Source organism: Gammaproteobacteria bacterium (ex Lamellibrachia satsuma) (assembly GCA_019623805.1).
In the GTDB taxonomy this organism is placed as follows: Bacteria; Pseudomonadota; Gammaproteobacteria; order Chromatiales; family Chromatiaceae; genus QGON01.
In genome coordinates, this window is sequence record CP053680.1 from 983,162 (window position 1) to 1,009,880 (window position 26,719).

Annotated in this window: 30 protein-coding genes and 1 pseudogene; 10 read left to right on the forward strand and 21 right to left on the reverse strand. The window is 53.4% G+C overall.

Going from position 1 to position 26,719, the window contains the following annotated elements:
- Positions 1-137: 137 nt before the first annotated feature.
- The 3 genes from HPY30_04400 to pepN form a co-directional block, all read right to left on the reverse strand.
- Positions 138-581, reverse strand: a complete 444-nt coding sequence (locus HPY30_04400; protein QYZ65293.1) for a hypothetical protein — start codon at positions 579-581, stop codon at positions 138-140.
- Between the two features lie 115 nt (positions 582-696).
- Positions 697-1,059 carry a CbiX/SirB N-terminal domain-containing protein gene (locus tag HPY30_04405; protein QYZ65294.1) on the reverse strand — a complete coding sequence of 121 codons (363 nt, stop codon included), beginning with the start codon at positions 1,057-1,059 and terminating at the stop codon, positions 697-699.
- Positions 1,056-3,707 carry an aminopeptidase N gene (gene pepN / locus HPY30_04410; protein ID QYZ65295.1) on the reverse strand — a complete coding sequence of 884 codons (2,652 nt, stop codon included), beginning with the start codon at positions 3,705-3,707 and terminating at the stop codon, positions 1,056-1,058. The genes HPY30_04405 and pepN overlap by 4 nt, the downstream gene beginning before the upstream one ends.
- A gap of 303 nt (positions 3,708-4,010) precedes the next feature.
- Here pepN and grxC point away from each other — a divergent pair, with 303 nt between their 5' ends.
- From grxC to HPY30_04425, 3 genes are read left to right on the forward strand one after another with little or no spacing between them, the layout of a single operon-like run.
- Complete coding sequence (gene grxC, locus HPY30_04415; GenBank protein QYZ65296.1) at positions 4,011-4,274, forward strand: glutaredoxin 3; 264 nt, start codon at positions 4,011-4,013, stop codon at positions 4,272-4,274.
- A gap of 5 nt (positions 4,275-4,279) precedes the next feature.
- Positions 4,280-4,678: an RNA-binding S4 domain-containing protein gene (locus tag HPY30_04420; protein QYZ65297.1), complete on the forward strand. Its 399-nt coding sequence runs from the start codon at positions 4,280-4,282 to the stop codon at positions 4,676-4,678.
- Between the two features lie 7 nt (positions 4,679-4,685).
- Positions 4,686-5,144, forward strand: a complete 459-nt coding sequence (locus tag HPY30_04425) for a hypothetical protein (GenBank protein ID QYZ65298.1) — start codon at positions 4,686-4,688, stop codon at positions 5,142-5,144.
- 11 nt (positions 5,145-5,155) lie between these two features.
- Here HPY30_04425 and HPY30_04430 read toward each other — a convergent pair.
- The 16 genes and pseudogenes from HPY30_04430 to dsrA all read right to left on the reverse strand — a co-directional run bounded on the left by HPY30_04430 (position 5,156) and on the right by dsrA (position 20,267).
- Positions 5,156-6,104, reverse strand: a pseudogene (locus HPY30_04430) (IS1595 family transposase).
- Between the two features lie 203 nt (positions 6,105-6,307).
- The gene (locus HPY30_04435; GenBank protein ID QYZ65299.1) at positions 6,308-7,441 is read right to left on the reverse strand and encodes a sulfur reduction protein DsrS; all 1,134 of its coding nucleotides are present in this window, start codon (positions 7,439-7,441) and stop codon (positions 6,308-6,310) included.
- Positions 7,442-7,537: 96 nt separating this feature from the next.
- A complete protein-coding gene (locus tag HPY30_04440; protein ID QYZ65300.1) occupies positions 7,538-7,870 on the reverse strand; it encodes an iron-sulfur cluster assembly accessory protein in 333 nt (110 codons plus the stop codon).
- Entirely contained in the window at positions 7,863-9,281 is a 1,419-nt protein-coding gene (gene cobB / locus HPY30_04445) for a hydrogenobyrinic acid a,c-diamide synthase (glutamine-hydrolyzing) (GenBank protein QYZ65301.1), read from the reverse strand. The genes HPY30_04440 and cobB overlap by 8 nt, the downstream gene beginning before the upstream one ends.
- 92 nt (positions 9,282-9,373) lie before the next feature.
- Positions 9,374-10,576 carry a polysulfide reductase NrfD gene (gene nrfD / locus HPY30_04450; protein QYZ65302.1) on the reverse strand — a complete coding sequence of 401 codons (1,203 nt, stop codon included), beginning with the start codon at positions 10,574-10,576 and terminating at the stop codon, positions 9,374-9,376.
- Between the two features lie 20 nt (positions 10,577-10,596).
- Positions 10,597-11,322: a 4Fe-4S dicluster domain-containing protein gene (locus HPY30_04455; GenBank protein QYZ67904.1), complete on the reverse strand. Its 726-nt coding sequence runs from the start codon at positions 11,320-11,322 to the stop codon at positions 10,597-10,599.
- 45 nt (positions 11,323-11,367) lie between these two features.
- Positions 11,368-11,733, reverse strand: a complete 366-nt coding sequence (locus HPY30_04460; GenBank protein ID QYZ67905.1) for a sulfur reduction protein DsrJ — start codon at positions 11,731-11,733, stop codon at positions 11,368-11,370.
- A 147-nt stretch (positions 11,734-11,880) separates the two neighbouring features.
- Positions 11,881-13,836, reverse strand: coding sequence for an NAD(P)-binding protein (locus HPY30_04465; GenBank protein QYZ65303.1), 1,956 nt, complete (start codon positions 13,834-13,836; stop codon positions 11,881-11,883).
- Positions 13,837-13,923: 87 nt separating this feature from the next.
- Complete coding sequence (locus tag HPY30_04470) at positions 13,924-15,462, reverse strand: (Fe-S)-binding protein (protein ID QYZ65304.1); 1,539 nt, start codon at positions 15,460-15,462, stop codon at positions 13,924-13,926.
- Between the two features lie 30 nt (positions 15,463-15,492).
- A complete protein-coding gene (locus tag HPY30_04475) occupies positions 15,493-16,215 on the reverse strand; it encodes a nitrate reductase (GenBank protein ID QYZ65305.1) in 723 nt (240 codons plus the stop codon).
- 68 nt (positions 16,216-16,283) lie between these two features.
- Positions 16,284-16,616: a TusE/DsrC/DsvC family sulfur relay protein gene (locus HPY30_04480; GenBank protein QYZ65306.1), complete on the reverse strand. Its 333-nt coding sequence runs from the start codon at positions 16,614-16,616 to the stop codon at positions 16,284-16,286.
- Positions 16,617-16,658: 42 nt separating this feature from the next.
- The gene (gene dsrH / locus HPY30_04485) at positions 16,659-16,964 is read right to left on the reverse strand and encodes a sulfurtransferase complex subunit TusB (GenBank protein ID QYZ65307.1); all 306 of its coding nucleotides are present in this window, start codon (positions 16,962-16,964) and stop codon (positions 16,659-16,661) included.
- Positions 16,965-16,979: 15 nt separating this feature from the next.
- Positions 16,980-17,390: a sulfurtransferase complex subunit TusC gene (gene tusC, locus HPY30_04490; protein ID QYZ67906.1), complete on the reverse strand. Its 411-nt coding sequence runs from the start codon at positions 17,388-17,390 to the stop codon at positions 16,980-16,982.
- 16 nt (positions 17,391-17,406) lie between these two features.
- On the reverse strand, positions 17,407-17,799 hold the full coding sequence (tusD, locus tag HPY30_04495; protein ID QYZ65308.1) for a sulfurtransferase complex subunit TusD: 393 nt from the start codon (positions 17,797-17,799) through the stop codon (positions 17,407-17,409).
- A 44-nt stretch (positions 17,800-17,843) separates the two neighbouring features.
- Positions 17,844-18,917: a dissimilatory-type sulfite reductase subunit beta gene (dsrB, locus tag HPY30_04500; protein QYZ65309.1), complete on the reverse strand. Its 1,074-nt coding sequence runs from the start codon at positions 18,915-18,917 to the stop codon at positions 17,844-17,846.
- Positions 18,918-19,028: 111 nt separating this feature from the next.
- The gene (gene dsrA / locus HPY30_04505) at positions 19,029-20,267 is read right to left on the reverse strand and encodes a dissimilatory-type sulfite reductase subunit alpha (protein ID QYZ65310.1); all 1,239 of its coding nucleotides are present in this window, start codon (positions 20,265-20,267) and stop codon (positions 19,029-19,031) included.
- Positions 20,268-20,775: 508 nt separating this feature from the next.
- On the opposite strand from dsrA, the gene HPY30_04510 reads away from it, so the two are divergent.
- The 4 genes from HPY30_04510 (at position 20,776) to HPY30_04525 (ending at position 22,792) form a co-directional block, all read left to right on the forward strand.
- On the forward strand, positions 20,776-20,952 hold the full coding sequence (locus tag HPY30_04510) for a sulfur relay protein DsrC (protein ID QYZ65311.1): 177 nt from the start codon (positions 20,776-20,778) through the stop codon (positions 20,950-20,952).
- A gap of 26 nt (positions 20,953-20,978) precedes the next feature.
- Positions 20,979-21,689 carry a hypothetical protein gene (locus HPY30_04515; protein ID QYZ65312.1) on the forward strand — a complete coding sequence of 237 codons (711 nt, stop codon included), beginning with the start codon at positions 20,979-20,981 and terminating at the stop codon, positions 21,687-21,689.
- 19 nt (positions 21,690-21,708) lie between these two features.
- Positions 21,709-22,368, forward strand: coding sequence for a type I-MYXAN CRISPR-associated protein Cas6/Cmx6 (gene cas6, locus HPY30_04520; GenBank protein ID QYZ65313.1), 660 nt, complete (start codon positions 21,709-21,711; stop codon positions 22,366-22,368).
- Between the two features lie 79 nt (positions 22,369-22,447).
- Complete coding sequence (locus tag HPY30_04525; protein QYZ65314.1) at positions 22,448-22,792, forward strand: TusE/DsrC/DsvC family sulfur relay protein; 345 nt, start codon at positions 22,448-22,450, stop codon at positions 22,790-22,792.
- Between the two features lie 118 nt (positions 22,793-22,910).
- Here the strand turns inward: HPY30_04525 and HPY30_04530 are convergent, their stop codons facing one another.
- Positions 22,911-23,285 carry a hypothetical protein gene (locus tag HPY30_04530; protein ID QYZ65315.1) on the reverse strand — a complete coding sequence of 125 codons (375 nt, stop codon included), beginning with the start codon at positions 23,283-23,285 and terminating at the stop codon, positions 22,911-22,913.
- A 69-nt stretch (positions 23,286-23,354) separates the two neighbouring features.
- Between HPY30_04530 and HPY30_04535 the strand changes: the two genes are divergently transcribed.
- Positions 23,355-23,672 carry a hypothetical protein gene (locus HPY30_04535; GenBank protein ID QYZ65316.1) on the forward strand — a complete coding sequence of 106 codons (318 nt, stop codon included), beginning with the start codon at positions 23,355-23,357 and terminating at the stop codon, positions 23,670-23,672.
- Between the two features lie 116 nt (positions 23,673-23,788).
- Here the strand turns inward: HPY30_04535 and HPY30_04540 are convergent, their stop codons facing one another.
- Entirely contained in the window at positions 23,789-24,832 is a 1,044-nt protein-coding gene (locus tag HPY30_04540) for a hypothetical protein (GenBank protein ID QYZ65317.1), read from the reverse strand.
- 171 nt (positions 24,833-25,003) lie between these two features.
- Between HPY30_04540 and HPY30_04545 the strand changes: the two genes are divergently transcribed.
- Positions 25,004-25,558 carry a hypothetical protein gene (locus HPY30_04545; protein QYZ67907.1) on the forward strand — a complete coding sequence of 185 codons (555 nt, stop codon included), beginning with the start codon at positions 25,004-25,006 and terminating at the stop codon, positions 25,556-25,558.
- Positions 25,559-25,566: 8 nt separating this feature from the next.
- The gene (locus HPY30_04550; protein QYZ65318.1) at positions 25,567-26,610 is read left to right on the forward strand and encodes a MoxR family ATPase; all 1,044 of its coding nucleotides are present in this window, start codon (positions 25,567-25,569) and stop codon (positions 26,608-26,610) included.
- Positions 26,611-26,719 lie beyond the last annotated feature (109 nt).

The window sequence follows — 26,719 nt, forward strand, 5'->3', positions numbered from 1 at the left end:
ATATAGTTTTTTTTAAAAAACAATATGTTAAATAAATTACACCTGGTTTTTCCGGGCGTTCAGAATGCCTCTAAAATCTTTCATCGCATGAGGCGAACAAGAGGAAACCGGGCAGAAATACCTGACAAGTGATGTCTTTACTTAGCTACCGATTGCATGCAGCTATCCATCTCGGCACTGCTGGCACTCTTTCCCAGACAGCCTTTTATCGCCTCGCTCCGCTTGATCGACATGTTCAGGTCTTTCACCATCTGAGCCTTCATTTCCGGACTCCATTTGATATCTTTCGGGTCTGGCGAGAGCGGTGGTTTGCCGTGAGAACTCTCCTTACCTCCGCTTATGGAGCGCATGGCCTGTTCTCTGGCCTCGGTCATAATGGCAACACACTTCATCAGATCATCCTTGCTGGATGTCCCCTCCAGACAGGTCAGGGTCTTTTTCATCGCAGGTATGCTCGTCTCCATCACAGGAAGCATCCTCTGCTTTGCCATCTTGAACATCTGCTCCTTGTCCATCTGTCCCTGCGGGGACTGCGCAAAGACGATCGCCGGCAGCAGCAAAATCGGTAGCAGATATTTCATTGGCTTCTCCTGAGGATTATTGGGACGGCCATACTACCCTATTCTGCAACGGGAGGCTTTTTGTGCGTTACCTTCGCAGCCCGGCGACCATCTCATTGGGCGAGGAGCAGAATTCCTATCTCACGCAGTCAAGCAACATAGCGGATATCCCATCGGCACCGCCCAGATAGGGGGCAATCCTGATCCTGACCCCGGGATGCTTGCGTTGGGTAACCTCCACCTCCTGTGGAATATCGAGGCTCACATGCCGACCTGCAGAGAGGAAATAGGGCAGCACGACCACCTCTTCCGCGCCCTCGGTGATGCACTGCTCGATCCCCGCAGGAATGGAGGGGTCGGCAAGTTCCAGAAAGGCGCAAATCACAGAATGGTAGCTATCCCCTGCCTCTGCTCTCACCCGCTCCGTCAGCCGCCGGATCTCTTCGTTGGAGGCCTCCCGGCGACTGCCGTGTGCCACAATCAGCAGCGCCCGGTTCACTTGACCTCCAGACTCTTGGAAGCAATCTCGAAGAGATCCCGTGAGATATCCGGCGTAGCGAGCACCCGTTGAAATTCGTGCTTCATCAATGTCTGACGCACCTCGTCATAACGCCGCCAGCGGGTCATGATGCGCATCATGCGGGCTGCAACCTGGGGGTTTAGCCGGTCCAGTTCCAGGACCTTGTCGCTCAGAAAGCGGTAACCGGAGCCATCCAGCGCATGAAAGCCGGTGATATTACCACTGCAATAGGCGCCGATCAGACTGCGCACTTTGTTGGGGTTCTGCATGGAGAAGGCAGGATGGGTCATCAACCGTTTTACGGCATCCAGCGTCGAGGGTAATCGGGAGAGCGCCTGTACCGAGAACCATTTGTCCATCACCAGCAGATCATCCCGCCAGCGGGTTTCGAATGCCGCAAGGGCCGCCTCTCTCTCAGGAGAGTCTGTGTTGGTCAGCGCCGAGAGTGCCGCCATGACATCGGTCATATTGTGCGACGCCTCGAATTGGGCCAAACAGAGGTCGCGGATAACCTGCTCATCGAGCAGCATGAGATAACCGAGGCAGACATTCTTCAGGCTGCGGCGGGCGATGGCGTCGGAACCGATAGTGTACGCACCCGATTCTGTATTGGCATGGTAGACCTCAAGCAGCGGGATTTTCAGCGCCACGGCAAATTGCCGTTTCACCGCCTCCCGTGCTGTGTGGATACCATCGACATCCACCTCCGCCACCTGGTCTCCCAGCAGGGATTCGGAAGGGAGGGTCAACACCTCGGCCAGTAACGCCTTATCGGCCTGTTGGTCAGTCAGCGCCTTATGAAAGGCATCGATAAACCCTTGTGGCACCTCCAATTTGTTCCCCGCACGATATGCATCCAGAAGCTGCAGAATAATGCGCTGGGCCAGTGTCTGGGCGGCATCCCAACGGTTGAAGTCATCGTTGTCATGGGCCATCAGGAACATCAGTTCCGCATCGCTGTAACCAAAATCGATCTTGACCGGCGCAGAGAGTCCCCGCAGCAGTGAAGGCACCGGTCTGGATGGCACATTGGTGAAATGAAAAGTCTCTACTGCCTGGCGCAACTCAAGAACCCGTGTCCCTCCACCTGGCTCCACCTCACCCTTCAACTGCAGTGGAATATCCTCTCCCATCTCATCGAGCAACCCTAGGGCCAGGGGGATGTGAAACGGTGGCTTGCTCTTCTGTCCGCGTGTGTCTGGACAGTGCTGAGTGACCTGCAGACTGTAGACTTGTGCAGCGACATCGTAATCCGCCTCCACCCGCAGTTCCGGGGTACCGGCGAGACTGTACCAGTGCTTGAATTGAGAAAGATCCCGTCCACCGGCATCCTCCATACATCGTACAAAATCCTCGGTGGTGACCGCCTGGCCGTCATGCCGTTCAAAATAGAGGTCGGTGGCCTTGCGGTAGTCAGCCGCACCCAGCAGATTGTGCTGCATGCGCACCACCTCGGCACCCTTCTCATAGACAGTCACGGTGTAGAAATTGTTGATCTCCATATAGGCATCGGGACGGATCGGGTGGGCCATGGGACCGGCATCCTCAGCAAACTGATGGGCGCGCAGCAGCCGCACATCCTCGATGCGCTTGACGCCCCGGGAGCCCATGTCCGCTGAAAACTCCTGGTCCCGAAACACTGTCAGCCCCTCTTTCAGGCTGAGCTGAAACCAATCCCGGCAGGTGATGCGATTACCGGTCCAGTTATGGAAATATTCGTGGGCGATGACCCCTTCGATACCCTGAAAATCACGGTCGGTGGCACTGTCTGAACGGGCAAGCACGAACTTGGAATTGAAAACATTGAGGCCTTTGTTCTCCATCGCCCCCATGTTGAAGTCGTTGACCGCCACGATCATGTAGATGTCCAGATCATACTCACGACCGTAGTGCTGCTCATCCCAGGCCATGGCGTGTTTCAGGGATTGCATGGCGTGATCGCACTTCTCGATATTTTCCGGTTCCACGTAGATGCGCAGATCCACCTCGCGTCCCGAAATGGTGGTATAGCTGTCTTGAATAAAGCGCAGATCCCCCGCCACCAGGGCAAAGAGATAACAGGGCTTGGGAAAGGGGTCTTCCCAGCGAACCCGGTGGCGACCCTGATCGAGTTCCTCTTCCTGAACCCGGTTGCCGTTGGAGAGCAGTACCGGATAGCGCTTTCTGTCAGCACTGATAGTGGTGCTGAAGCGGGCCATAACATCGGGCCGATCAGGAAAATAGGTGATACGGCGAAACCCTTCGGCCTCGCATTGAGTACAGAACATGCCACCGGAGCGATAGAGCCCTTCCAGTGCTGTATTCTCCTGGGGGCGTATCAACACACGGGTTTCCAGTTCAAACTGTTCAGGTGGATTATCGATGGTCAAGGATGTGTCATTCAGCCGATAGGCATTGACCCCCAGCACAGCATCATCGAGCCGCACGGACTCCAGCTCCAGCCGTTCGCCATTCAACTGGAAGGCGCGCTCGTCGCCTTCAAAGACAGGATTACGGCGTACCTTCAGACGACTCTCAACGCGAGCGTAGTCCTCGTGGAGATCTAAATTCAGATCGACCTGATCCACCAGGTAAGCCGGTGGCAAATAGTCCTTCAAATGGATGGTAACAGGGGTATCGGAGCGCATGTGTTGTCCCGGAAATCGTTCAAGGCGCTCCATGTTATAGCCAAACCGAAGAATCTTAAAACCCACCGCCGGTAAAGTTCTTCTGCGCTACCGCATAAAACCATTCTCATACCATGGTGTTCGTGGAACTCTGCTGACGTGGCTGTTAAGATTGGGGCATTAAATAAAACAATGCTTTTTTCAATGATTTACTGAAGACTCAAAGAGTTACATAACAATTTCTGGAAATCATCTCTGCCCCGTCGTCCTTTCCATCAGGGTCCGGAGCCTTGCTGATCACTTTTACCAAGAGGAATTTACCCCATGCCTAAAGTGGTGATGTATACCACGGCGGTCTGCCCCTATTGCGTACGCGCCAAGTTCATGCTGAAAAACAAACAGGTGGACTACGAAGAGATCCGCATCGATACCGACCACGACGCGATGCAGGTCATGATGCAACGCAGTCGGCGCAACACAGTGCCGCAGATCTTCATCGACGAATACCATGTCGGCGGTTATGACGATATGGCCGCCCTTGAAATGGCTGGTCGCCTGGACGAACTGCTCGGTGTGGCGGAAAGCTGATCCGCATGAATGAAGCAGCGGGCAAGGTTCGGCTCGACAAATGGCTGTGGGCAGCTCGCTTTTTCAAGACTCGTCAACTCGCCTGCGAAGCAATCAATGGTGGTAAAGTTCATCTCAACGGCCAGCGCACAAAACCTGGCCGTGAGCTCAAGGTCGGTTCACATCTGCAAATCCATAAAGGCTCACTTGAATGGGATGTGGAGGTACGGGTACTGGCCTCAAAACGACGCCCTGCCAGAGAGGCACTTGAATTCTACGAAGAGTCGGCAGAGAGTGAACGGCAGCGACAGAAGATTACCGAAGAGCAGCGTTTGCAGCGTGCCATGGAACCACGGCCCGCTCGTGGCAAAATAAACAAGAAAGATCGCCGCATGATCCATCGTTTTACCAACAAGGGAACCTGACGCCAGTATGGACCAGGATGCATACCATCGCACTTACCGGGAGATCAACGACCGTTACTGCCCTTTCGAGCGGAGCATCCTGAACGATAAATGCAGCTGCGGTGAGTCAAAGCGATTCTACCTGGCGGAGCGTGTCGGGGTGCATTGTGAATCAGACCAGGGACAGGCCCAGTGCATGGAGCTGCTCGAACTGCTCCGTCATCACGCCCGCTTTGCACTGAAATCCAATGACCGGAACGCAACACTGCCCCATGGCCAGGCGATGCGCCTGCAGGTCGGTGGAGTACGTGGACTGTTTTCCGAGATCTATCCGGAAGAACCGGTGCCCGAACCGGTTGGCGACATATTCACACTAGTCAGCAGCGCCATCAATAAATTCAATTCACTGGAAGAATTGCCGTTCCAACCCATCATCCAGCAGGTTGCCGCCTATCGAGGGCGCCAGCGATCAAAACCCAATAAATAACTTGATTAGAACTAATGTTCAGCCAGCCGAAGCCACGCCTCAGATCGCGGCACTGTCGTAGCAGCGGCCCGAATCAGGCGGGGTAGCATGGCTTTCAGATCGAATCTGCGATTGAATCGATATTGGTATTCGGCCAAGTAACGATGAGCATATTTGCGAAATCCAAACGCATGATAGGTGCCCGTAATCGCCGTTTTCAGATTGCCCAGCAGGATATTGATCCATGCGAAGCAAGGCATATCGGTACTGCGCCTATGCGTTCCAACCACCTCTCGCTGATGGGTCATACCAGCCTGCTCAACAGCGGTAAAACAATTCAGCCCATCACTGAGTACGTGGCTTGAGGCGACCAAATACCGTTCGGCCCAGTTCTGGATATCGATCTGCTTGAATCCAGGCACTGGATCAAAGCGAACAACCTGCGGGTGACCGTCCTCATCCAACTGAACCGCCGCCACGAAAGGAACTTTGTTCTCTGATCCCCGTCCTGCCTTGCCTTGGTGTCCACCGCCAAGATAGGCATCATCCACCACCACGATATCACCCTGCAAGGTGCGTCTTTCCTCGCGTTCGTCCATAACCTGCATGATCTTGTGTTTGACCCGCCACGCGCGGATAGGACACACCGATATGACGCTTCAACTCCAATGCAGATATGTTGTTCTTCGACTGGCTGATCAGGAACATCGCCTGAAACCATTTGCGCAGTGGCAACTTCGAACCATGGAAAATCGTGCCCGAACGCAAACTCGTCTGGTGGCGGCAGGCGCTACATTGCCAGTATGTGTGTTGTCCTTCATGAAATCGGCTATGGGTCGTGCCACCACAATGTGCGCAAACAAAACCTTGGGGCCAGCGTGCAGTTTCCAGTGCCGCCTCGCATTGTTCTTCGGCGCCATAATGTTCAAACAACTCGTTCAAACTCATACCGGCCTGAAACTGAATCGGGTTCATCGCCATGATCGGACTCCTCTTGCTGATCTTGGTGATATTATGTGGTCACTGGTGGCTCAATCCGTGAGCCTGGCTGAACATTAGTTCTAATCAAGATAAATAATGTAACTGTTCAAGACGTAGGCCCGATCAAGCGTAGCGGATCGGGCGTTTTCGAATTGACACTTCTTGTGAGAAGTTGCCTGTTCCGCTACGCTTGAACAGGCCTGCTACTTTAGATTCCCGTCCCCCTTCAGCACACGCAGATATGCCATCAGTGGTGTAAATACCGGTTCCAGCTTACGGCGCATCAGCGTGCCGATCGCGTCAGAATGACTGAATACAGGACGCACGACACCATACCCCATGCCGGAAAAAATACGCATCGCCTTTAACTCTCCCGCCAACTCAGGCACAGCATCCAGGCAACTCTGAAAGGCGTGACTGCCGGCCTTTCCAGCAAGAAGCTGTTCCGCCTCCTCTTCCAACGCTTCAAGGGTCAGATCGGGGTTTCCTTCAGGCCTCAGTGGCGTGAAATAGTCTCGCAGGACATCAAGCAGCAAGGTAACCACCTCCTGATTCGCAGGCTTGACCATCACCCGCCCGACTGTATCGATAAAGCTTTGGCCCGGGGCAGAGAGTATCTTCAACACTATTTCAGCATAAGGGTTTCCGACCTCTGCAAGCGTAACGAGCGAGCCTGCGTGGCTGTCCCGGTCTCCACGCGGTTGGACCTGTTCCGGCAACCGGTCCGGTATGCTGGCAAGAAATCCGAGATAGTAGACAGATTTGCGACTGCAACGTTTCCATAACTTCTGTCTGACTTCATTCGAAACCAATCCCGGTTGAAGTACGAGTTTCAGGCTTTCCACCATCATCTCCGGTTCAGTCTCAAAGGGGAGGTATTCGACCAGAAACTCCGCCAACTCAGCACCCATCTCTCCGGCAACGACAGCTGGATTGGCAAGCATACGCCGGGCATTCTCGGGCTCCTGACTGGACCACCAGGCCAGGCGCGCAAGATCATCAGTCAGTCCGTCGGCACAGGTGACGGCGACAACCGCTTCCGGTTCACCAAGCAAGAGTAGTTGCTCAAGATTTTCGCACCGGGTCTGACCCATTCGGGTCCAGCGTTTAAGAAAAAGCGGGTAGCCACCGGGTGATCCCGTCGCATGACCGGACAGGAGTTCCCGCACCCGGACAAGATATTGGTCGTCACGGCAGTTGGGATTGAGCTGAATCCTGGCCTCACCCTTGTCGGAGAGACCGTATAGCGTCATTGAAGACTCATTGATTCTGATGGCGCGGGGTTTAGTGGCAAGCAGCACATTCAGACGCAGCGCGTCTTCGTTGGATAGATCCATCAGAAGGTGGCTCCGGGAGTGGTTGGGTGCTTTTATCCTGTTAAAGGGGACGGGCGATTTTGGCCTGGACAGTACCGCTGTTCAATGAATGGAGAATCACTCACCTTGATCGGTGTTCTCAGCTACCGGAGGAACATAATTGGCGTCTTTCGGATTGATGAAGATGAATTGCTTCTCGCCATCTTCAGTCTCCACGTAATCCATGGTCGTTTCATTTAGCATCGGAACATATTCGGGTTCCATAACCAAGTCGATGCCCTCTGAGATAAATGTTATATCGTCATCCTTCACCTCGTCGAATCCCATCAGGTAGTCAAATGCCCCATCTTCCTTCTTACGAGTTGCAAAACGTAGCACCATACCCTCTGTTCCGCCCTGCTCTGCTGCCTGGGCAATCTGTTCAGCAGCCCTTTTGGTCAATTTAAACATCTTTATTACTACCTTGATTTCCCATTTTCAGTGCTTTTATTGCCCTGACATGCGACAAAAAGCGCTCTACCCAGTGACATCCACCCACATTTCGCATGTGCGTGTAGTTAGCAAGCAGGTTTTTGTAGATATAGCCGTCATGCCTGCTGTCGATTCCTGTGCCTCGGACCACTTTATAGGCAAAGTCGCTACTTTCAGCATCCAACCCTTCAAGAGCCGAATAGTGGAACTCATGGGCATTGATGATGCCATCGCCATTTATTTCCGCGACTTCAGCCCAGCGGGAGTTGCCTGATTCCGTGAGACGGACGTAGCCCCGACCTTGTGGTCTTTCATGCATGACCGCATCAGCAGGAATTATACCGACCATTCTACATTTTTTGCCTTGCCAGGTCAGGCTTCTGCAAAGGTACATCAACCCTCCACATTCTGCGTAAACCACTCCATCCTGCTCAATATAGTCTCTGATTGCCTCTCGGACCGAAGTATTTGCCTCAAGCGCGTCCATCGACGTCTCGGGAAATCCCCCACCGATAAAGAGCCCATCGACCTCTGGCAGTCGCTCATCGTTCAGGGTGTCAAAAGGAACCAGTTCAGCCCCATAATGCTGTAAAGCCTCCAGATCATCGGGATAGTAGAACCCAAAGGCCATATCTTTCGGGTAACCTATTCGCAATGTTCCATCTTGATGTGAAGTCTCCTCCACAGCCGCAAAACGGGGAACGCTGCGGGCTTCTCCTGCAATCTCTATCAGCCTGTCGAGATCGACACAGTCGGTTACCGTCTTAGCCAGATAGTCGATGACCTCTTCTGCCTGCGAGCGTTCATTGTTCGGCACCAACCCCAAATGCCGCTCATCAATCCCCAGTGACGGATCATTGGCGACAGCCCCCAGAACGGGAATGTCAGTATAGTGCTCTACGACATTTACCAACTTCGATTCGTGGCGACTGCCACCGACTTGATTGAGAATGACACCTGAAATGGAGATGTTGTGGTCAAAAGCCTGGTATCCCAGCAGCAACGGAGCAATTCCGCGGGTCATGCCTTTTGTATTGATAACCAGAACAACGGGGACATCCAACAGGGCTGCCAGAGCGGCATTGCTGTTGCTGCCTTCAATATCCAAGCCATCATAGAGTCCCTTGTTACCCTCGATGAGGCCAATATCTGCCCCTTGCATTCGACGGCGATAGAGCGCTTCAATCTCTTCCCTATGCATGGTATAGAAATCGAGATTGTAACAGCCACGCCCAGTTGCTGAGTGCAACCAAAGCGGGTCAATGTAGTCGGGGCCTTTTTTGAAGGACTGGACCGTCAGGCCGCGACTGGCAAGAGCACGTCCCAATCCAATAGAGAGGGTGGTCTTCCCGGATGACTTATGCGCAGCAGAAATATAGATAGAGGCCACAAGCTTTTTCTTTTGTGCAAAAAAATACCCACCGTCAGCACATGCTGACGGTGGGTATTCTTATTGTCTTAATGCCAGATTACAAGCTGTAATCAGGTGCTCTCCCCTGGATCTTCCAGGGTTTCCGGGAACACCTTGAACATACGGGCACCGACAGCGACCATTGTCATAGCGATGGCAATGCCGCCAATACCCAGTAGCATTTCCGGAAAGCTGGGCGCATAGGCGTTCACTGTCCCATCGTAGAAGCTGCTCTCAAGCACTTCCTTACCCGGAAAAATAGACATCGGGAAGGCCTGTCCACCTATTACGATCACGTAGATCTGGAAGAAACCGCCGATCAATACCATCACTGAAGCTGCAGCAACAGCCCACCGTGCTTTATCGAACGCCGGAGAGTAGATCAGGAACAGCGGAATAACACCGCCAATCAACACCTGACCAATCCAGAACATTGCGGTATACACCCCGCCATTGAGCAGAATAAAACTCTCGACGCCGTGGTGCTGAGTCACATACAGATTGGTGAGATTGAAGACAAGTGCAAAGTAGAGCACCGCACCGACAAATACCCCCAACAAGTTCTTCAGGCGAGTCAGACGCAAATCACCCAGTTCACGATCACCCCACATATAGGCGGCAATCAGCGTAATGATGAAGAATGCCAGTCCATAGCTGAAGGACATGATAATAAACATCGGCGCCATGATTGCTGCATCATAGGCCTCGCGGGCAACCAGAAAACCAAAGATTGAGCCGGTACCGGTGGTCAGTGCAAGGCGCCAAAAGAATGCTGCGAAACCAAGCGGACGGTAGTAACGGTTGGCTTTTCTGTCCATCATGGCCCAAAGATAGAGGCCCACGATAGCGAAGAAACCGGAATAGAGGATAATGTTCCAGGCGAAGATCGATTTGAAATTGTAGTAGGTCATGGCAATGATCAGACGATCAGGCCGCCCTAGATCCAGCAGCAGCACTACCAAGCCCCCTGCCAGTAAACCAATCGCCAGCAGACTCGAAAAACGTCCGAGGGGCTTGTACATCGGCCCGCCGAACACCGAGCCAATCGACGCCACATTCAAAGCGCCGGACGCAGCAACAATCAGGAAGATTGCAAAGACATGCGGTAATCCCCAAACAATCTGGTTGGACATCCCGGTCACCCAGTGACCATTATGCTCCATGTAGAATGCTGCCCCAAGTGCAATAGCGACGATTGCACCGAGTAACGCCAACCCTGCCCAGTAGCGGACAGGTGTTCCGCAGTAGAGCTCACGATAATACATCTTACTCATGTTCTATATGCCCCCTGCTATCACAGATTCGAATACCGAACACCGGTATTCAGTTTGAGATCTGCCCGAATCTGCCGACTATTCTGTGATTTAAGTGCTTGACTGATTTCGCTATCTGGATCCTTCAGATCGCCAAAGACAATCGCCCCGTGTCCAGTATTGTGGCAGGCCTCCTGGCAGGCAGTCATCGTCTCACCACGATCAATACGGTGTACACACATCGTGCAGCCCTCAACACACCCCTTACCTCGAGGGGCGTTAACGGACTGCTCCTCAAGGTCTTCATGCACGAAGGAACGCGCCTTGTAGGGGCAAGCCATCATGCAGTAGCGGCAGCCGATACAGATATGGCGATCCACCAACACGATTCCATCTGTGCGCTTGAAAGATGCCCCTGTTGGGCAGACATCAACACAAGGTGGATGTTCACAATGCTGGCACATCATCACCAGGCGATTGATATGCCCTGTACTGTTATCCTTCAATTTGACGGCGCGAATCCACTGTGCATCCGTCGCCGGTCTGTCGTGCCCGGTCAAGCCGTGTTCACTGTTACAGGCATCGACACAGGCACTACAGCCTTGCGCGCATTTGTTCGCGTCGATCAACATCCCCCAGCGATGCTTGGCGGACGCACCCTTGGATTCAGGATCAGCGCCGGCCACTGTATGCAGGAGTACACCTGGAGCGACGACAACCGCTCCAGCCGCTGCAACTGTCGTTCCGACAAACTTGCGGCGGTTCATGTCCGGCTGGTCATTTTTAACACTCACGATCAGTCTCTCCGCATATTACCTGGCAGACTCGCTGCCGGCATGGATAACAGGATGCCACTCTTTCAACGATGAGGCGTTGAGGCTCTGGAACTTCATCCGTTCGAGGTCCACTGCTCCAAGGGAACCCTTACCCTGCATAGGTGTCGTCCGGTGACACTGGAAACAAGCTGGACTCACAGCCACATAGGCATGACAAGCCTCGCAGAACTGGCCTTCATCAGTCACCGGAACCGCATTGCCATCATGATCTTTGGATGCATGGCATTCAACACAGTCAATAAGACTGAACTTAGCTCCACGAATACCACCATGCACGGTCTCAACCCGCTGGTGCTTGAGGTAATCCATGTGGTTTCGACGAATATCATTCGTCTCTGCCACACAGCTCTCCATCGAAGCCGCCTTCGAGCCCTTGATCACGGCGGTATCACCTACCGCCTGCAGGCTGGTTACTACAAAAGCAGCACCTGCCAACAAGTAGGTGAAACGCCTGACGCTGTTGAAAGAACTTCGCATCACAGCTCCTATTTATTCACCGAGACCCATCTGAATGTAGCCTGTGGGACAGACATCTGTGCAAACGTGACAACCGATACACTTGAAGTAGTCAGTATCCACATAGCGACCAATGGTTGACTCACCACGTTTGACACGGAATACCGCGTCCTGTGGACAGAAGATGATGCAGTTGTCGCACTCGAAGCACATGCCGCAGCTCATGCAACGCTTTGCCTCTGCCTGAACCTGGTCCGTATTCAGAGGAATCAGACGCTCTTTGAAGTGACCAAGCACGTCGTCTGAACTGGGGACTTCTTCATTACGAATATTGCGGGGCGTCGGCTCGAAATGTCCCAGGAAAAGCTCGTCTGCAGGGATGATCTCCTGCTTGGAACGATCCTCAAAGTTATGCACCGCATATTTGGCAGAATTAGTGCCTCGCAGGTCACCTTCGGATTTATCGAAGTGCTCAGGTTCCATGTGCGCCTCTTTCAGCTTCTCCAGGAGGCTGAAATGGTGAACATCGACCTTCGGACGTTTGCCCTGTTCTTCATGCTTGAGGAAGTGATCAATACTTTCGGAGGCGATGGAAGCCTGGCCAATCGCAGTCGTCAGCAGATGCGGGCGAATGATGTCCCCTGCCACGAAGTGACCCGGTTTACCTGGAATCTGATAAAGTTTGTCGGAATCAATGAGACCACGACCATTATCGAAATCCTCAAGGCCGGTCATGTCACCACCCTGACCAATCGCTGCTACGATGAGATCCGCTTCGAGAACACGCTCTGTGCCCTCTGTGGGGATAGGCGTCATGCCATCCATGGTGCAGTCGCACACTCTCAGTGCCTTTGCCCGACCGTCTTCGCCCTTGATCACTTCCAGGGGCATCACACCGTCGAGGATGGTAACACCCTCTGTCGTCGCATCACTGATCTCGTGTTCTGCGGCCATCATCTCAGCTTTAACGAAGAGAGAGGTCAGTGTTACATCAGAACCCTGTGCTGCTGCGGCATTTGCGGCATCGTGAGCCACGAAGCCATCCTTCACAACCAGCTCAGGGCGGTCAGTCGGATTGGTATGTTCGATGTGTCCAAGGCGGCGGGCAACCGACACCACGTCGATAGAGGTATCACCACCACCGATACAGATCACCTTGTCGGCGGTCACTTTCATGCGGCCTTCGTTAAAGGCCTTCAGGAAGGCAACACCGCTAACGCAGTTGGGGGTATCGTCCCAACCGGGAATAGGCAGGCCACGGCCACTCTGGCAACCCAACGCCCAGAGAAGCGCATCATACTCTTTCTCGACATCGGCAACCGTCACGTCTTTACCAACACGTGTCTCCATGCGCAATTCGACGCCCATATCGACAATACGCTGAAGTTCTGCGCCCAGCTTGTCACGGGGAATACGATAGCCGGGAATACCATAGCGCATCATGCCGCCAAGCTCCTTGTTCTCGTCGAACAGGGTGACGGCATGGCCCATGCGGCGCAGCTGGAAGGCTGCAGCCATACCGGCAGGACCACCACCAATGACCGCTACCTTCTTACCGGTATCTTCACCAGCGGTAAACGAGTAACCCTGCTCAATGGCGTTGTCGCCGATGAACTGCTCAACAGAGTTGATACCGACGAAGTCTTCAACCTCGTTACGGTTACAGCCATCCTGACAAGGCGCAGGGCAGACACGTCCCATCATTGAAGGAAAAGGATTGGAGCCGGTGGCACGCTCGAACGCATACTGTTGCCACTCTTCACCCTCTACAGGCTTCTCCTGTTCACGAACGATCGCCAACCAACCACGGATATCGTGTCCGGAAGGGCAGCTGCCCTGGCACGGTGGGGTGCGATGGATATAGGTAGGACACTTATGGGAGGTATCCTGAACAAAAATCTTATCTGTCCAGTCATCCCACTGATCGTCACCCTCTTCATACCGACGCCAGGTGATATCTTTTTTCATCTCTTCACTAGGAGTAGCCATTTTTGTCTCCTTAACCTATATCTAATTTTTCGAATCGCCGGTCAGCATCACAACCAACCGGTGAATATTTAACCGCTAGTCTAAACTTTAATCGTCGTCATCTTCGCCATAACCGGGTGCCTCTTCCGGCGGCGTTTTTCTGTTCAGCACGATGGCATCGCTTACCAACTGGTGAACACTGACAATCTGATACATGTCCATGCCGTAGTAGGGGAGAACCTTGGTAAACTGGCTCTTACAGATGGCGCAGATCGCCGCCATGTGGGTAACACCTTTCTCGTTCATGACGTTCTGAAGCGCAGTCATGCGGGGCAGTGCGCCCTTGACCCGAATTTCCATCAGGTCATCAGTCAACAGACCGCCACCACCACCGCAGCAGAAGGTCCGTTCGTGGATCGTATCCCACTCCATGTCATAAAAATTGTTGCAAACCGCCTTGATGACATTACGTGGAATATCGAACTGCCCCCCCGGGGTGTCCCCCATGCGGGTGGCACGCGCCACATTGCAGGAGTCGTGGAACGTGAGCGTCTTGTCATCATTCTCGGACTTATCCAGCTCCAGGGTACCCTGCTGGATCTCATTCCAGGTAAATTCGCAGATATGCTGCGGCACCGGGTAGTCTGGATCACAGAAGTCGAACGGGCCGGCCAGTGTATTCAGAAAGCTGTAGGCCACGCGCCAGGCATGTCCACACTCGCCAAACACGATGCGTTTGACACCCAGTTCCAGTGCCGCCTCACGTACCCGCAGGGAGATACGTCGCATGTTTTCGTAGGAACCGATAAACATACCGAAGTTGGCCGCCTCTGACGCCGTGGTACTCAGAGTCCAGCTAACGCCCGCTTCGTGAAATACCTTTCCGTAACCGATCAGGCCGTCTACATGGGGCTCAGCAAAGAAGTCGGCAGATGGGGTAACCAGGAGGATATCCGCACCCTTGACGTCCAGGGGATATTTAACAGCGACTTCGTCCTCGTCGTAAACATCCTCTTCAAGACCCTCGAGGGTATCGGCCAGCGGAGGTCCAGGCAGACCCAGGTTGTTTCCGATCTTAAATACCTTCGCGATGATCTCGTTACAGTACTTCTGACCTACGCCGACCTGCGCCATAATCTCGCGGGCAGCCATGGATATCTCTGCAGTATCGATACCGTAGGGGCAGAATACTGAGCAGCGACGACACTGCGAACACTGATGAAAATAGCTATACCAGTCGTCGAGTACCTCTTCCGTCAGGTCTGCCGCACCAACCAGTTTTGGGAAGTATTTACCCGCAAAAGTAAAGTAGCGGCGATAGACTTTGCGCAGTAGATCCTGGCGCCCGACAGGCATGTTCTTGGGATCCTTGGTGCCCAGAAAGTAGTGACACTTGTCCGTGCAGGAACCACATTTCACACAGGAATCAAGGTAGACCCGAAACGAGCGGTAGCGACTCAGCAGGTCACCCATCTTCTCGATGGCTCTATCATGCCAGTCGTCAACCTTTTCACCCGGAAAACCCAGTGGTTCCTGGTGCTCAGGTTTGGCCACAAAGCACGTAGTGTGCGCCATAGCCCCTTCTTCGATATTCGGAACATCAACAAATTCTGAAAGTTCCGGTGTGTCAAATTTCGCCTTAGCCATCTGCAGCCCTCTTAGGCCAAGTTGATATTCTTAGGATTCTTCGAGCTTTTTCGCCCAAGGTGCCAAGTGTCGTTTCTCACGTGGATTATCGACCTGGTTTCGGGACGGGCTGAAGAATATTCCAGGGATATGCAGCAATTTGCTGAAGGGCAAAATGATCATCAGCACAGCGACAAGTGTCAGATGCATGATCAGCGCAAAATCCATCGGAAGTTCGCCACCACTGAGGGTAAACAGTCCGTCGAAGAACTGTTTGACCATAACGACGTCAGTGTGGATGAGGAACGTCATCATCAGGCCGCTAAAGCCAATGAAGATGAGCAGTAGCAACATCAGGTAATCTGAAGGTGCTGAAATATAACGTACACGATCAACGAAGATACGACGCAGGAAGAGGCCGCCGAGTCCGGCAACCATGGCAAACCCTGCATAGATGCCAAAAGGCTGGATCAATGCGATCGGAAGCGGAACGGGATCGACAAAATAACGGACATGCCGCGCCAGCACCACAAACAACCCCATGTGGAACATCCAGGAAAAGATCCAGGTCCACTTGGTGCTTTTGAAAAGGCTTTCAAAGAAAACCACTTCACGGAACATACGCATTACCACACCGGTCTGAGTCACAGGGGCCGGGGTGGTGGGAATCTTTAATGGTGCAGGTGTCTTGGCGTACTGCACAATTTTACGTGCCAGACCAAGTACCAGAACGATGGTCGCTACGATAAACAGCAACGCGTAGACTGTTGACATGTTCCTGCGTTCCTCAGAAGGATTAAATGACCGGGAGGAAAAATCCCCTCCCGGACTTCAGCTACTGCTTAGATACAGCCAGTAGGCTTGGGCAGACCAGCGAAGCGGCAAGCCTGCTTACCAGGACCGTATGGGAACAGACCGTACAGGTACTTGCTGTTACCCTTCTCTTTACCCAGTTTCTTACCAACAGCCTTGGTCAGAACCCGGACAGCAGGAGCGATCTGATACTCTTCGTAGTACTCACGCAGGAAGTTGATGATATCCCAGTGCTCATCAGTCAGCTCAAGGTCATCTTCCTTCGCCATCTCTTCTGCAACTACGGGCTCCCAATCAGCCAGAGTTACCAGGTAACCCTCTTCGTCAGTCTCAAAAACTTTACCGTTAGCTTCGATAGCCATAGTATTTCTCCAATCAGAGTTAAATTATTTGGTTGGGATTTATCAGACCCAGGCCGAAACTTTATCGTTTTCGACGGCCAAGCTGACAAAACCCGCGTAATCCACAACTTCAATGCCTTCAGCAAGCTTCTCTTCCGAGATGCCGCGGGCTTTCAGGTCAGGGCCAAGGGCATAAAACTTGACACCCGATGCTGCAGCCACCTTCTCAGCAACGGCGTTACCCTTCATTGCCCCATAAACGCCATCTTCATACATCAGAACAGCGCTACCCTCTTTTGCATAACCCAGGCAATCTGCCAGTGAGTTCTTCTCAAAAGGGGATTTGTTAACAGTATGCAAAGTACTCATGCGATCTCTCCGCCTTTAGAAGCTATAGACAACATCCTGGTCATCCAGGACGTCAGCCAATTCAGCGCGACTGACGAGACGGATGGAATCCTTCTCAGCCCAATCGTCATCTTCGTCTTCCCAGGTGAGAGGCATCAGGTCATCAAGCGTCAGACCCCGCTCTTCCAGAGACTCTTTCTCCACATAGAGCTTGGTAACATCATAATCACCCAGCGCCTTGTAAGTGGTGGAGAAGTTCTTCATTTCGGACTCAGAGGTATCCTGACCTTCGAGCAGCTGATAGACCCCATCTCCGATAAACGCCAGACTGACATCCTGATCGAATGCAGCACCGATCAGCACAACCTCCAGTGACTCCCACGCATAGATAGTGCCATAGGGGGCACGGCGGTTGAGATACATGAACTTCTTGATATTTTCAGACATCATTCAACCTCTATACTCAATCACCAAAAACCATGAGACGCTCGGACTGAATACCCGCTTCGATCAGCTGACCGAGACCGGAGATCCGGAAACCGTCGGCGATGTTCTGGGCATCTTTACCGTTACGCTGCATCTCGCCCTCATCCACGATACCGCGACGTTGTGCGGCTGCCACGCAGACAACCAGGTCAAGATCATGTGCCTTACCCAGTTCTGACCAGCGATTGACGATATTCCGGTCATCCTGGGGAGGAGTGGTGAGATTGGTACCGTTGTTCACGCCGTCGTGATAGAAGAAGACACGCATAATCTCGTGCCCTGCATCCAACGCGGCTTTGGCGAACTGGTAGGCCGAATCAGTCGCTTGATGCTGATAGGGCCCTTCGTTTACCTGAATCGCAAATTTCATCAGTTATAACCTTATCTGTTGAAAGACTTGAGCTTCGATCCGAATCAGAAGCGGATATGGGCAGAAGCGTTCAGGTTTGCACGACCACCGCGCCAGTTATCGATGTGATATTTGGTGAAAGGCAGTCCGGTCTTCTCAAAGAAGCTCGGCCATCCAATACGTTCCGCCCACTCGCCCATACGCTCGTAGTCTTTTGCGTCTGCCTTGTAGGCAGCCAGGATCTGCTTGACGATCTTGGAGACCTCAGGCCAACGCGGAGGATTGTTCGGAATGCCGGATGCAACCAGTTTGTGGAAGGTAGGCTTGGAACGTGCGTTGGAGTGTTTGCCACCAACCCAGACAGCGAAGTTGGAGTGCTCCGGATCGTTGATCTGCATCGGAGGACATGGCGGAAAGCATGCGCCGCAGCAGATACACTTCTTCTCATCAACTTCGAGAGAAGGTTTGCCGTTAACCATTGCAGGACGAATAGCCGCCACCGGGCAGCGAGCCACAACTGTAGGACGCTCACAAACGTTACCAACCTGAGAGTGATCGATCTTCGGCGGCTTGGTGTGCTGAATGTTGATCGCGATATCACCCTGGCCACCACAATTGATCTGGCAGCAGGAAGAGGTCAGACGAACACGGTTCGGCATCTCTTCATGTGTGAACTCATCGATGATCTCATCCATCAGCGCTTTAACAGCACCGGACGCGTCCGTACCTGGAATATCGCAGTGCAACCAACCCTGGGTATGGGATACGGTGGAGACGGAGTTACCGGTACCACCAATCGGGTTGCCGTGAGCTGCCAGTGCGTCAATCAGCGGCTGAACCTTGGATTCCTCACTAACCATGAACTCCATGTTGGAGCGAATGGTAAAACGGACATAGCCTTCTGCAAAATCATCAGCGATATCCATCAACTCGCGAATCTGATGGATGTCCATCTGACGGGACGTGGCCGCACGGACAGTCCAGATCTCATCACCGCTGTGAGCCACGTGATGCAAAACACCAGGACGTGGACGATCGTGATACTTCCAGTTGCCGTAATTCTTCTTCATTACAGGGTGCAGGAACTCCTGTATATCACGTACGCCTATCTCGTCTGGCATGCGAGGTGCTTCAGCCATGCTAACCTCCAAATTTCAAAAATCGAATTCTATTCTACGCAACAGCGTTGATGTGTGAATGACATGAAACAAGTCACCGGGATATTCCCGGTGGCTTGCTTCAATATCTTACTAAGCCTTGCGCTCTTCCCACTTGGCTGCCTCTTCATCCCAAGCGTCCATACGGACATAAGGGTTGGTGCGAGGCTGAGCGATCATATTCGGATCGATCTCAATACCGATACCTTCCAGGAAGTTGGTCAGACCGATACGCTCGATCATCTCACCGGTACGTTCGTGCTCCAGTGCATTCTCTGCAAAGAAGTCGAGAACCTCGGTGCCCAGCTCTTCCAGCCATTCGTAATCTTCATCGGTTTCCATCTTGTGGAAAGGCACGATCACGGTACCCATCAGATCACCGATCTTCAGGGTGCGCTTACCGCCAATCAGGACGCTAACGCCACCATCATCGCCCGGAGAGAGAGCCTTGTTCATGACGTTCAGGCAGTGCATGCAGCGCACGCAGTTGCCATTATCAACAGCCAGGGTATCGTCGTCGTTCAGCGAGAGCGCCTGGGTCGGGCAGCGGGTGATGACATTGTCAATCACATACTTGCGGCCTTTGTTCTCCACGAAAGCCTTGACCTCAGCCTGGTCAACCTTCATGTCGTCGCGCCATGTACCAATGACTGCGAAATCAGAACGATGAATAGCGTTCATGCAGTCGTTCGCGCAGCCGGAAACCTTATACTTCATCTTGTAAGGGAGAGCCGGACGATGCAGATCGTCAAGCGCATTGTTCACCAGGGTGCGCATTGCCCGGCCTTCGTCGAAGTTGGACTGCTCACAGCGGGCAGCACCGACGCAGGACATGGAGGTACGCACGGCGGGACCCGCACCACCCATGTCAAAACCCAGCTCATTGATTTCATTAAAGAAGGGCTGAACGTTCGCAGAAGAGCAGCCCTGGAACATGATATCGCCGGACTGGCCGATACCGCAGATCAGGCCGGAGCCGTACTTCTCCCAGATATCGCACATACTACGCAGCGTCTTGCTGTCGAAGTGAGAGCCTGGAGGCGGCATGATGCGGATGGTGTGAAATTCAGCCGCGTCTGGAAATTTAGGAGTTCCATCCTCGTTCTTCAGCTCGGTAAAGCGGGGAATGACACCACCACCGTAGCCTACAACACCAACGGTGCCGCCCTTCCAGTAACCCTTCTTGGTCTCGTAGGAGGTCTCCAGCTGACCCAGCAGGTCAACTGCAATGTTGTTATCTTTCGCAAGGCGCTTGATACCGCTGATAAAGCTCGGCCAGGGGCCGCTCTCAAGCTGATCAAGCATGGGGGTGTCATGCATCTGTTTTGCCATCACTCTTTCTCCCAATGGTCGTTTGTGTAGGGTATTTGGCCGGTTGATATCCTGTTTTAATTAGCCCGGCCATAACACCGTGCGCAGGAACAGCCTCTTCCCCTGCAATACATTACCGCTGCAGGTTGAAGACCTGCTCCTACTGGCGGCCAATTTTAGGAGTTCCTAATGCAGCACCATATCCTTCCGATGGGGGGGGACTCCGACTTTCTTCTATCCCATATGGGATATACGCACTCGCTCCACGATGTATTCCACACTCAATCAGTGGCACTAAATATCTAACAATTACAATCAGTAAGGAAATATAATTGAGTTTGCAGACATATAAACGACCGTAAATATCAATATGCTATATCCCCATTAATGAAATATGATTGGGTCAACAATCTGGACCGCGCACTACAAATACCTCATGAATAGTTGAGTAATTTACTATGTAATCACGCTCTCCAATTCGTTATAATCTCACCCCTGAAACAATTTTGAGCCAAGCGTAACCCAAACAATGCTCTATCTAAGTGAAGTAATGATGCAGAATCCTGACTTCGAGACATTTGAACAGCTTCAGATCGCCGTCAAGGAGCGCTCGAAAACAGAGATGTTTTTCCGCATTGACGTAAAACCACCCTATCCGGATACACCGGAGAACTGGGAAGACCGACTGGAAGCCAGTTTTACCTAACACTTGTTATACAACGAGAAGTACCCGTGAAATATCTCGAATCAGAAACCTTCATCGGTGATGCCGAATGCTCAGATGATGCCGTCAAACCGACCCAGCAGCTCGAGCAACGCCTCAAAAAGCTGCTTGGAGAAGTCAGCGCACTACCAAACGATATCTCTGTCGAACAACGTCTCAAGCCCATCCTTGAGAGCGGCTATATCATGCTCGATCTTGACCGCATGGATGAAGCCTGGGAGATAACCCGCCCCACACTTGATCAAGCCATATCAGCCGGGTTGTGGCTGCAGGCGGTCGAAGCCTGCGATATTCTCTATCAGACCGGCACAAACGACTCCCTCGGGGCACTGGCCCACGGTATCTGGCTTGGAGTCACCTTCCCCATAGAGCCGGGATTGAGTGTCGCCATGCTGCAGCACCTGGTCGACGAAACACCGGATAATTCCGACGGTGCGGCTGTCGCCGCCGCCACTGCTGGCTATATCGCCGACATGCGTGCCGAGGGACCGGATCGGCAGGAATTGAAGTTTTTCACCAACCAATTGATGGGGCAGGTCGCCCGCCGCCACAGTCAGGTCGAGGAGCAGGAGATCTTCGACTTCTGGGTGGAGCGCATGGAACTGGATGACCCCTCCAAGTTTTTACCCCGACTGGCCCAGGTGCTGGACATCGTCAACGAGAGCGGTTGGTGGTTCGATCGCGATGAACTAAGAGACAGAATCCCGGCGGAACATTAATCTGTGAGAGGGGCCTAGTATGCACTGGCAAGAAGAAATCGATGAAACGGCCTACATCGTTCCTGATGATGTAATGGACCTTGCCTACCAGATGAAATGCCGGACACTGCCGGTCGACCACGCCTGGCCGCTGGCTGCTGCGATACATCAGGCACTGCCCTGGTTTGCAGAAGAGCCGTTGGCAGGATTACACCTCATCTATGGCGCCGACTCCGGCAATGGCTGGGAACGTCCCAGTGATGCCGCTGATACCCTCTATCTCTCACGCCGCACCCGCCTTGTCCTGCGTCTTCCCAAACATCGCCTTCCCGACGCCGAGGCCCTCACAGGTCGGACACTGGATGTAGCAGACAATCCACTGGAGATCGGCAAGGGCACACCCCGGCTGCTCAGCATGACCACCACCCTCTACTCCCGCTTCGTCGTGGATGAAATGGAAGGCGACGAGGATCAGTTCATTTCAGCTGCAGTCGAAGGCCTGCGCGCCCTTAATCTGCGCTTCAAGAAAGTACTCAGCGGCAGGCGCTTTGCCTTCTCCACACCGGAGGGCGAGATTTCGACACGGAGCTTGATGGTAGCCGGTCTGCCCCTCGATGACGCAGTGAAGTTACAGGAGAAAGGTCTCGGCCCCCTCCGAAATCGCGGATTCGGCTTGTTCGTTCCCCAAAAGTCTGTTTAATATATAGCGTTTTAATGATTTTCTTGATTGGCGGGTGTACGCAAATCATCCGTCACAAATGCACACGAAGGAGAAATCAATGTCGTACGAAGTTAATGGCGCAACCGTCGAGGCCGACGATCACGGTTACCTGGTCAACACAGCCGATTGGAACGAAGATGTCGCCAAAGCCATCGCTGCTGCCGAGGGAGTTGAACTGTCCGAGAAGGGTTGGGATATCGTCAACTACCTGCGTGATGAGTACCTCAACAACAACGGCAACCAGCCCAATGAACGAAATATGGTCAAGCACTTCAAGAAAGTCTGGACCGATCTCCCAAAGGTGGACACCAAGGCGCTCTACAATGAGTTCCCCACCGGCCCCGCAAAGCAGGCAGGTAAGATCGCCGGCACGCCCGAGACCAAACGCAAAGGCGGTTATTGATTAGTAAAAACAGGTTAAAGGTCAAAGGTTTCGACTGGAACACATCTGTTCCAACCACGCACCTTTTACCTTTAACCTTTAACCTTTAACCTTTAACCTTCAATAGGTTAGCTCCCCGTTACAACGCCTCTAAAACCGCTTCCACATCCGACTCCCGAACAGGAAAGGCACAAACCCCGGACAGTGGATAGCGCTGCTGCACCTTGTCGAGCCGGTATTGGTGGCTGGGATCATATAGAACGATGACCCGGCTATCAGGACTGTATTTCTGCAGGGTCGCCATCAGCGATTCCAGATTACTCATCCTGTCACGGAATTCCGCATCAAAATTAAACTCAGCGACCACCACTGCTGGCGTGTGTAATTTCAGCCAGGCCTGCGCCTTCCGCACCGAATTGACTGTCTCGACCTGATAGCTGTGACGTTGATAGAGCGACGTAAAGTTGGGATAACCACCAAACTCCACCACCGCAAGTAATTCCCGATCTTTCATGTGCTTGATTTTATCACCTTGGGAAACGAAGATTTAGACCGAAGTTTAACTGCCACGGCGAGTTTGTTCATGCTACTTAATCTGATTATTGGTGAATATTCCATGGATATGGAGATCCAGGAGAACTACCTGGAGACGATGACTGACTCCTTCGACAAAATGGACCAGGACATGAGTCAGGGTGTGCAACTCGGTCAGCAGTGGGTGGAAAAACCCACTCAGCTCCAGCGTTGCCAGGTCGCAGCGGACAAACTGCTGTCTGCGATTGAAAACCACAATGAAACCCTGGCGATGTTGACGGGGGGGTATATCGCTTCACACCTTTCCGGCATCAAGCAGATCAAGATCAACACCGACGGCGAACCGGCGGGGACTGAATTCCACTAGGGATAGTTTAGTCCGTAGGCCTGATCAAGCGTAGCGGATCAGGCAGTGGGTTCGGTACAACCAACAGGCTTCGCGCCGGTTCCGATACGCTTGAACCGGCCTACATCCCTGTTCTCTCATAGTTTATTCTGCTCGACCAATACAGCCATCGGCTGCGCGGACTCAGTACCATGCTTGTCGAACAGGTTGAGCAGACGCGTTCCCAGATGCGCCCAGTGCTGTTCCCCACTGGCGGCTACACGCGTCAATCTTGACAGATCCCCGGTTGCGACCCATCTGTCATAGGCTTTGATCAAGGTGGGAAAGATGGTCTTGCGCATCCCCCCGAGGCTGCCAACATAGAAGTGCAGTGAGGCAGCATCCGCCTTTTTCACAAGCGCAGGGAGGGTCACAAGACAGTCGGCCCAGTGATCTCTCACGGCACGGGCCATAAGCTCCGCCGGAGTATGGACCACCGACATCACCATCTCATTCCAGACGTCGCCAACCTCCTTGCCGACCCAATACTCACCCTGCTCATGCAGCAGCACAGCGTTCAACTCATTCTCAACCATTGCATCGAGTGAAGCATCCAGATCACCCTCGAAATCGTAACAGGCAAAGGCCCGTCCCAGTGCATTTTCTGGCCGACTCCAGCGCCAGCTCTCCAGCTTCTCCCACAACAGGCGCCGGAAAGACTCCCGGCGGATATAGATTCTGTCACCCTGAGTCATGGCCGCCGGCGCCGCCAGGTCCCGGGCCAGCTCCCGGCCCGCCACCAGCACAGAGACCGTCCCCGGCTCCTCCCTGCGTTCCAAGTGACCAAGAAAAAACAGCGGCTTGTTTTTAACCCCATAGCCGGCACTGTAAATCAATCCCAAGGGTTCCAGCTCCCGATTGATCTCCTCTACCGCGAAGGGGTCGAAAACCCGCCCACCCAAGGACAGATTTGCAAAAGCCACATCATCGAGTTCACCCCAGAGGGCCTCCCGCTCACTCAGCCAATCTCCAATATCAGCTTTCGGCAGCTGGGCATCGTAGGCCAACCCCTTCTCCCAGCGGTAGAACTCACGCATCTTCATCAGGTAGGTGCAGAGACCGTACTCCGCACCGTGATGGGCATCGGAGATGTGGCAGTTGTGCTGCACCGCTGCAGTAAACTGTTGCAGAGAATCACGCATAAATATGGCCGTTGAAATTCACTATTTTCCCAGTAAAATAGTTGGGTATTCGTTGAAGGTAGCACGCCCACCGAACGCATCCAAGTCGGAATATCCCGCAAAAAAGTGCCTAAACTCACTGCCACTCAGGCTGTTGAGATGTGGACGCGTGCAGTTACAGGAGAGACCATCTTGGGCATCCGCATCAAAAGCCAGTGGCACCGCGAGGAGACCGACCGTTCTCCCAAAGAGATCGGCGGCGCCATCGCCTTCATCGCCTGGAGGATCGCCCTCGACAAAGCGATCGCCCTCCACGGTGAAGACTACGTTTATCATAATGACCATCAGCGCCTCGGCGTCATCGCAGAGTACCTGGCATTCGAGACACAGATCGCAGACCGCATCGTTTATGAACAGATGAAACCGGAAGAGCGCCAGGAACTGGTAACCGAGCTGGTACTGAAACTGGCTAATAACTATCAGGACAATGCACAAGAGATGGTAGGCCCAGGCGATCATGCCGACCAGTTCATCAAGCTGTTCAACCAGCGTTCCGGCGAATATGCCGGATTCAAGCTCACCGACGACGGCCCCAGCTATCCCTTCTTCCGCCATCTCGGCTTCGAGATCCAGCAGGTTATGGGCGGGGAGCAGGAGAATCACTGGGTCATCGATCAGGTGATGGATAGAGACGCACCTGACGTCTACAAACAGTTGGCCCGCGCGGTCAAAAACCTCTTTTACTAGGATTCAAAATGCGTCCCACACAGTTGTTGACCATTCTTGAGCAAGAGTTCACCAGCACCCGATTCGGGCACCACACCCCGGTCATGCTCTGGGGACCACCCGGCGTCGGCAAGTCCGATATGGTGCGGCAGGTGGGCGAAAACCACACTGTGCCGGTAATCGATATCCGCCTCTCCCAGATGGAACCCAGCGATCTGCGCGGCATCCCCTTCCGGGTGGAGAGCCGGGTCGATTGGGCGATCCCCTCGATCCTGCCGGATGCAGCGCGTCATGGAGAAGCGGGCATCCTCTTTCTGGACGAGATCACCTCTGCCCCGCCCACTGTTTCCGCCGCCGCCTATCAATTGATCCTTGACCGCCGGTTGGGGGAGTACCAGGTGCCCGATGGCTGGGCCATCTTCGCTGCCGGCAACCGCCAGGGCGACCGGGGCGTCACCTACAGTATGCCTGCACCGCTGGCCAACCGTTTCTCTCACTTCGAGGTGGAGGTAAACCTGGACGACTGGGTGGCATGGGCTTATCGCAACAACATCGATGAGCGGGTCATCGCCTTCCTGCGCTTTCGCCCTGAACTGTTGTTCGACTTCGATCCTGCCCACAACCCGGTGGCCTTCCCCTCTCCCCGTTCTTGGGAGTTCGCCCATCGGGGACTGCACAAATTCGACAGTCATCCCAACTTGCTGCAGGGGGCGCTGCAGGCCTGTATCGGTCCCGCTGCTGGCATTGAGTTGAAGGCATTTGTGGACAGTCTCGACAAGATGCCCGACCTCGATGCAATCCTCGCCGGTGAGGATGTCCCGGTACCCACCGAGATCGACCTGCAGTACGCCGTCGCCGCCGCATTGGTTGGACGCGCCATCCGCGCCCAAGCGGGAGACGACCGCAAGGAGATTCATGGCCGCATTCTCGACTACGCCGGGCGTTTCCCACAGCGCGAAATGGGGGTGATGCTGGTCTCAGACATGCACCGCGCCATCGGCAATGAACTCTTCGAAGTACCCCAGTTTTCCACTTGGGCACAGGCAATCTCTGATGTGATGTTGTTTGAATAATTATTACCACTAAGGGCACAAAGGTAGAATTTTGCCGACCTATCCGTGCCGAGCAAGGTAGGTTGGATTAGCGAAGCGTAATCCAACCTACTTTACGTCCTTCGTGGCT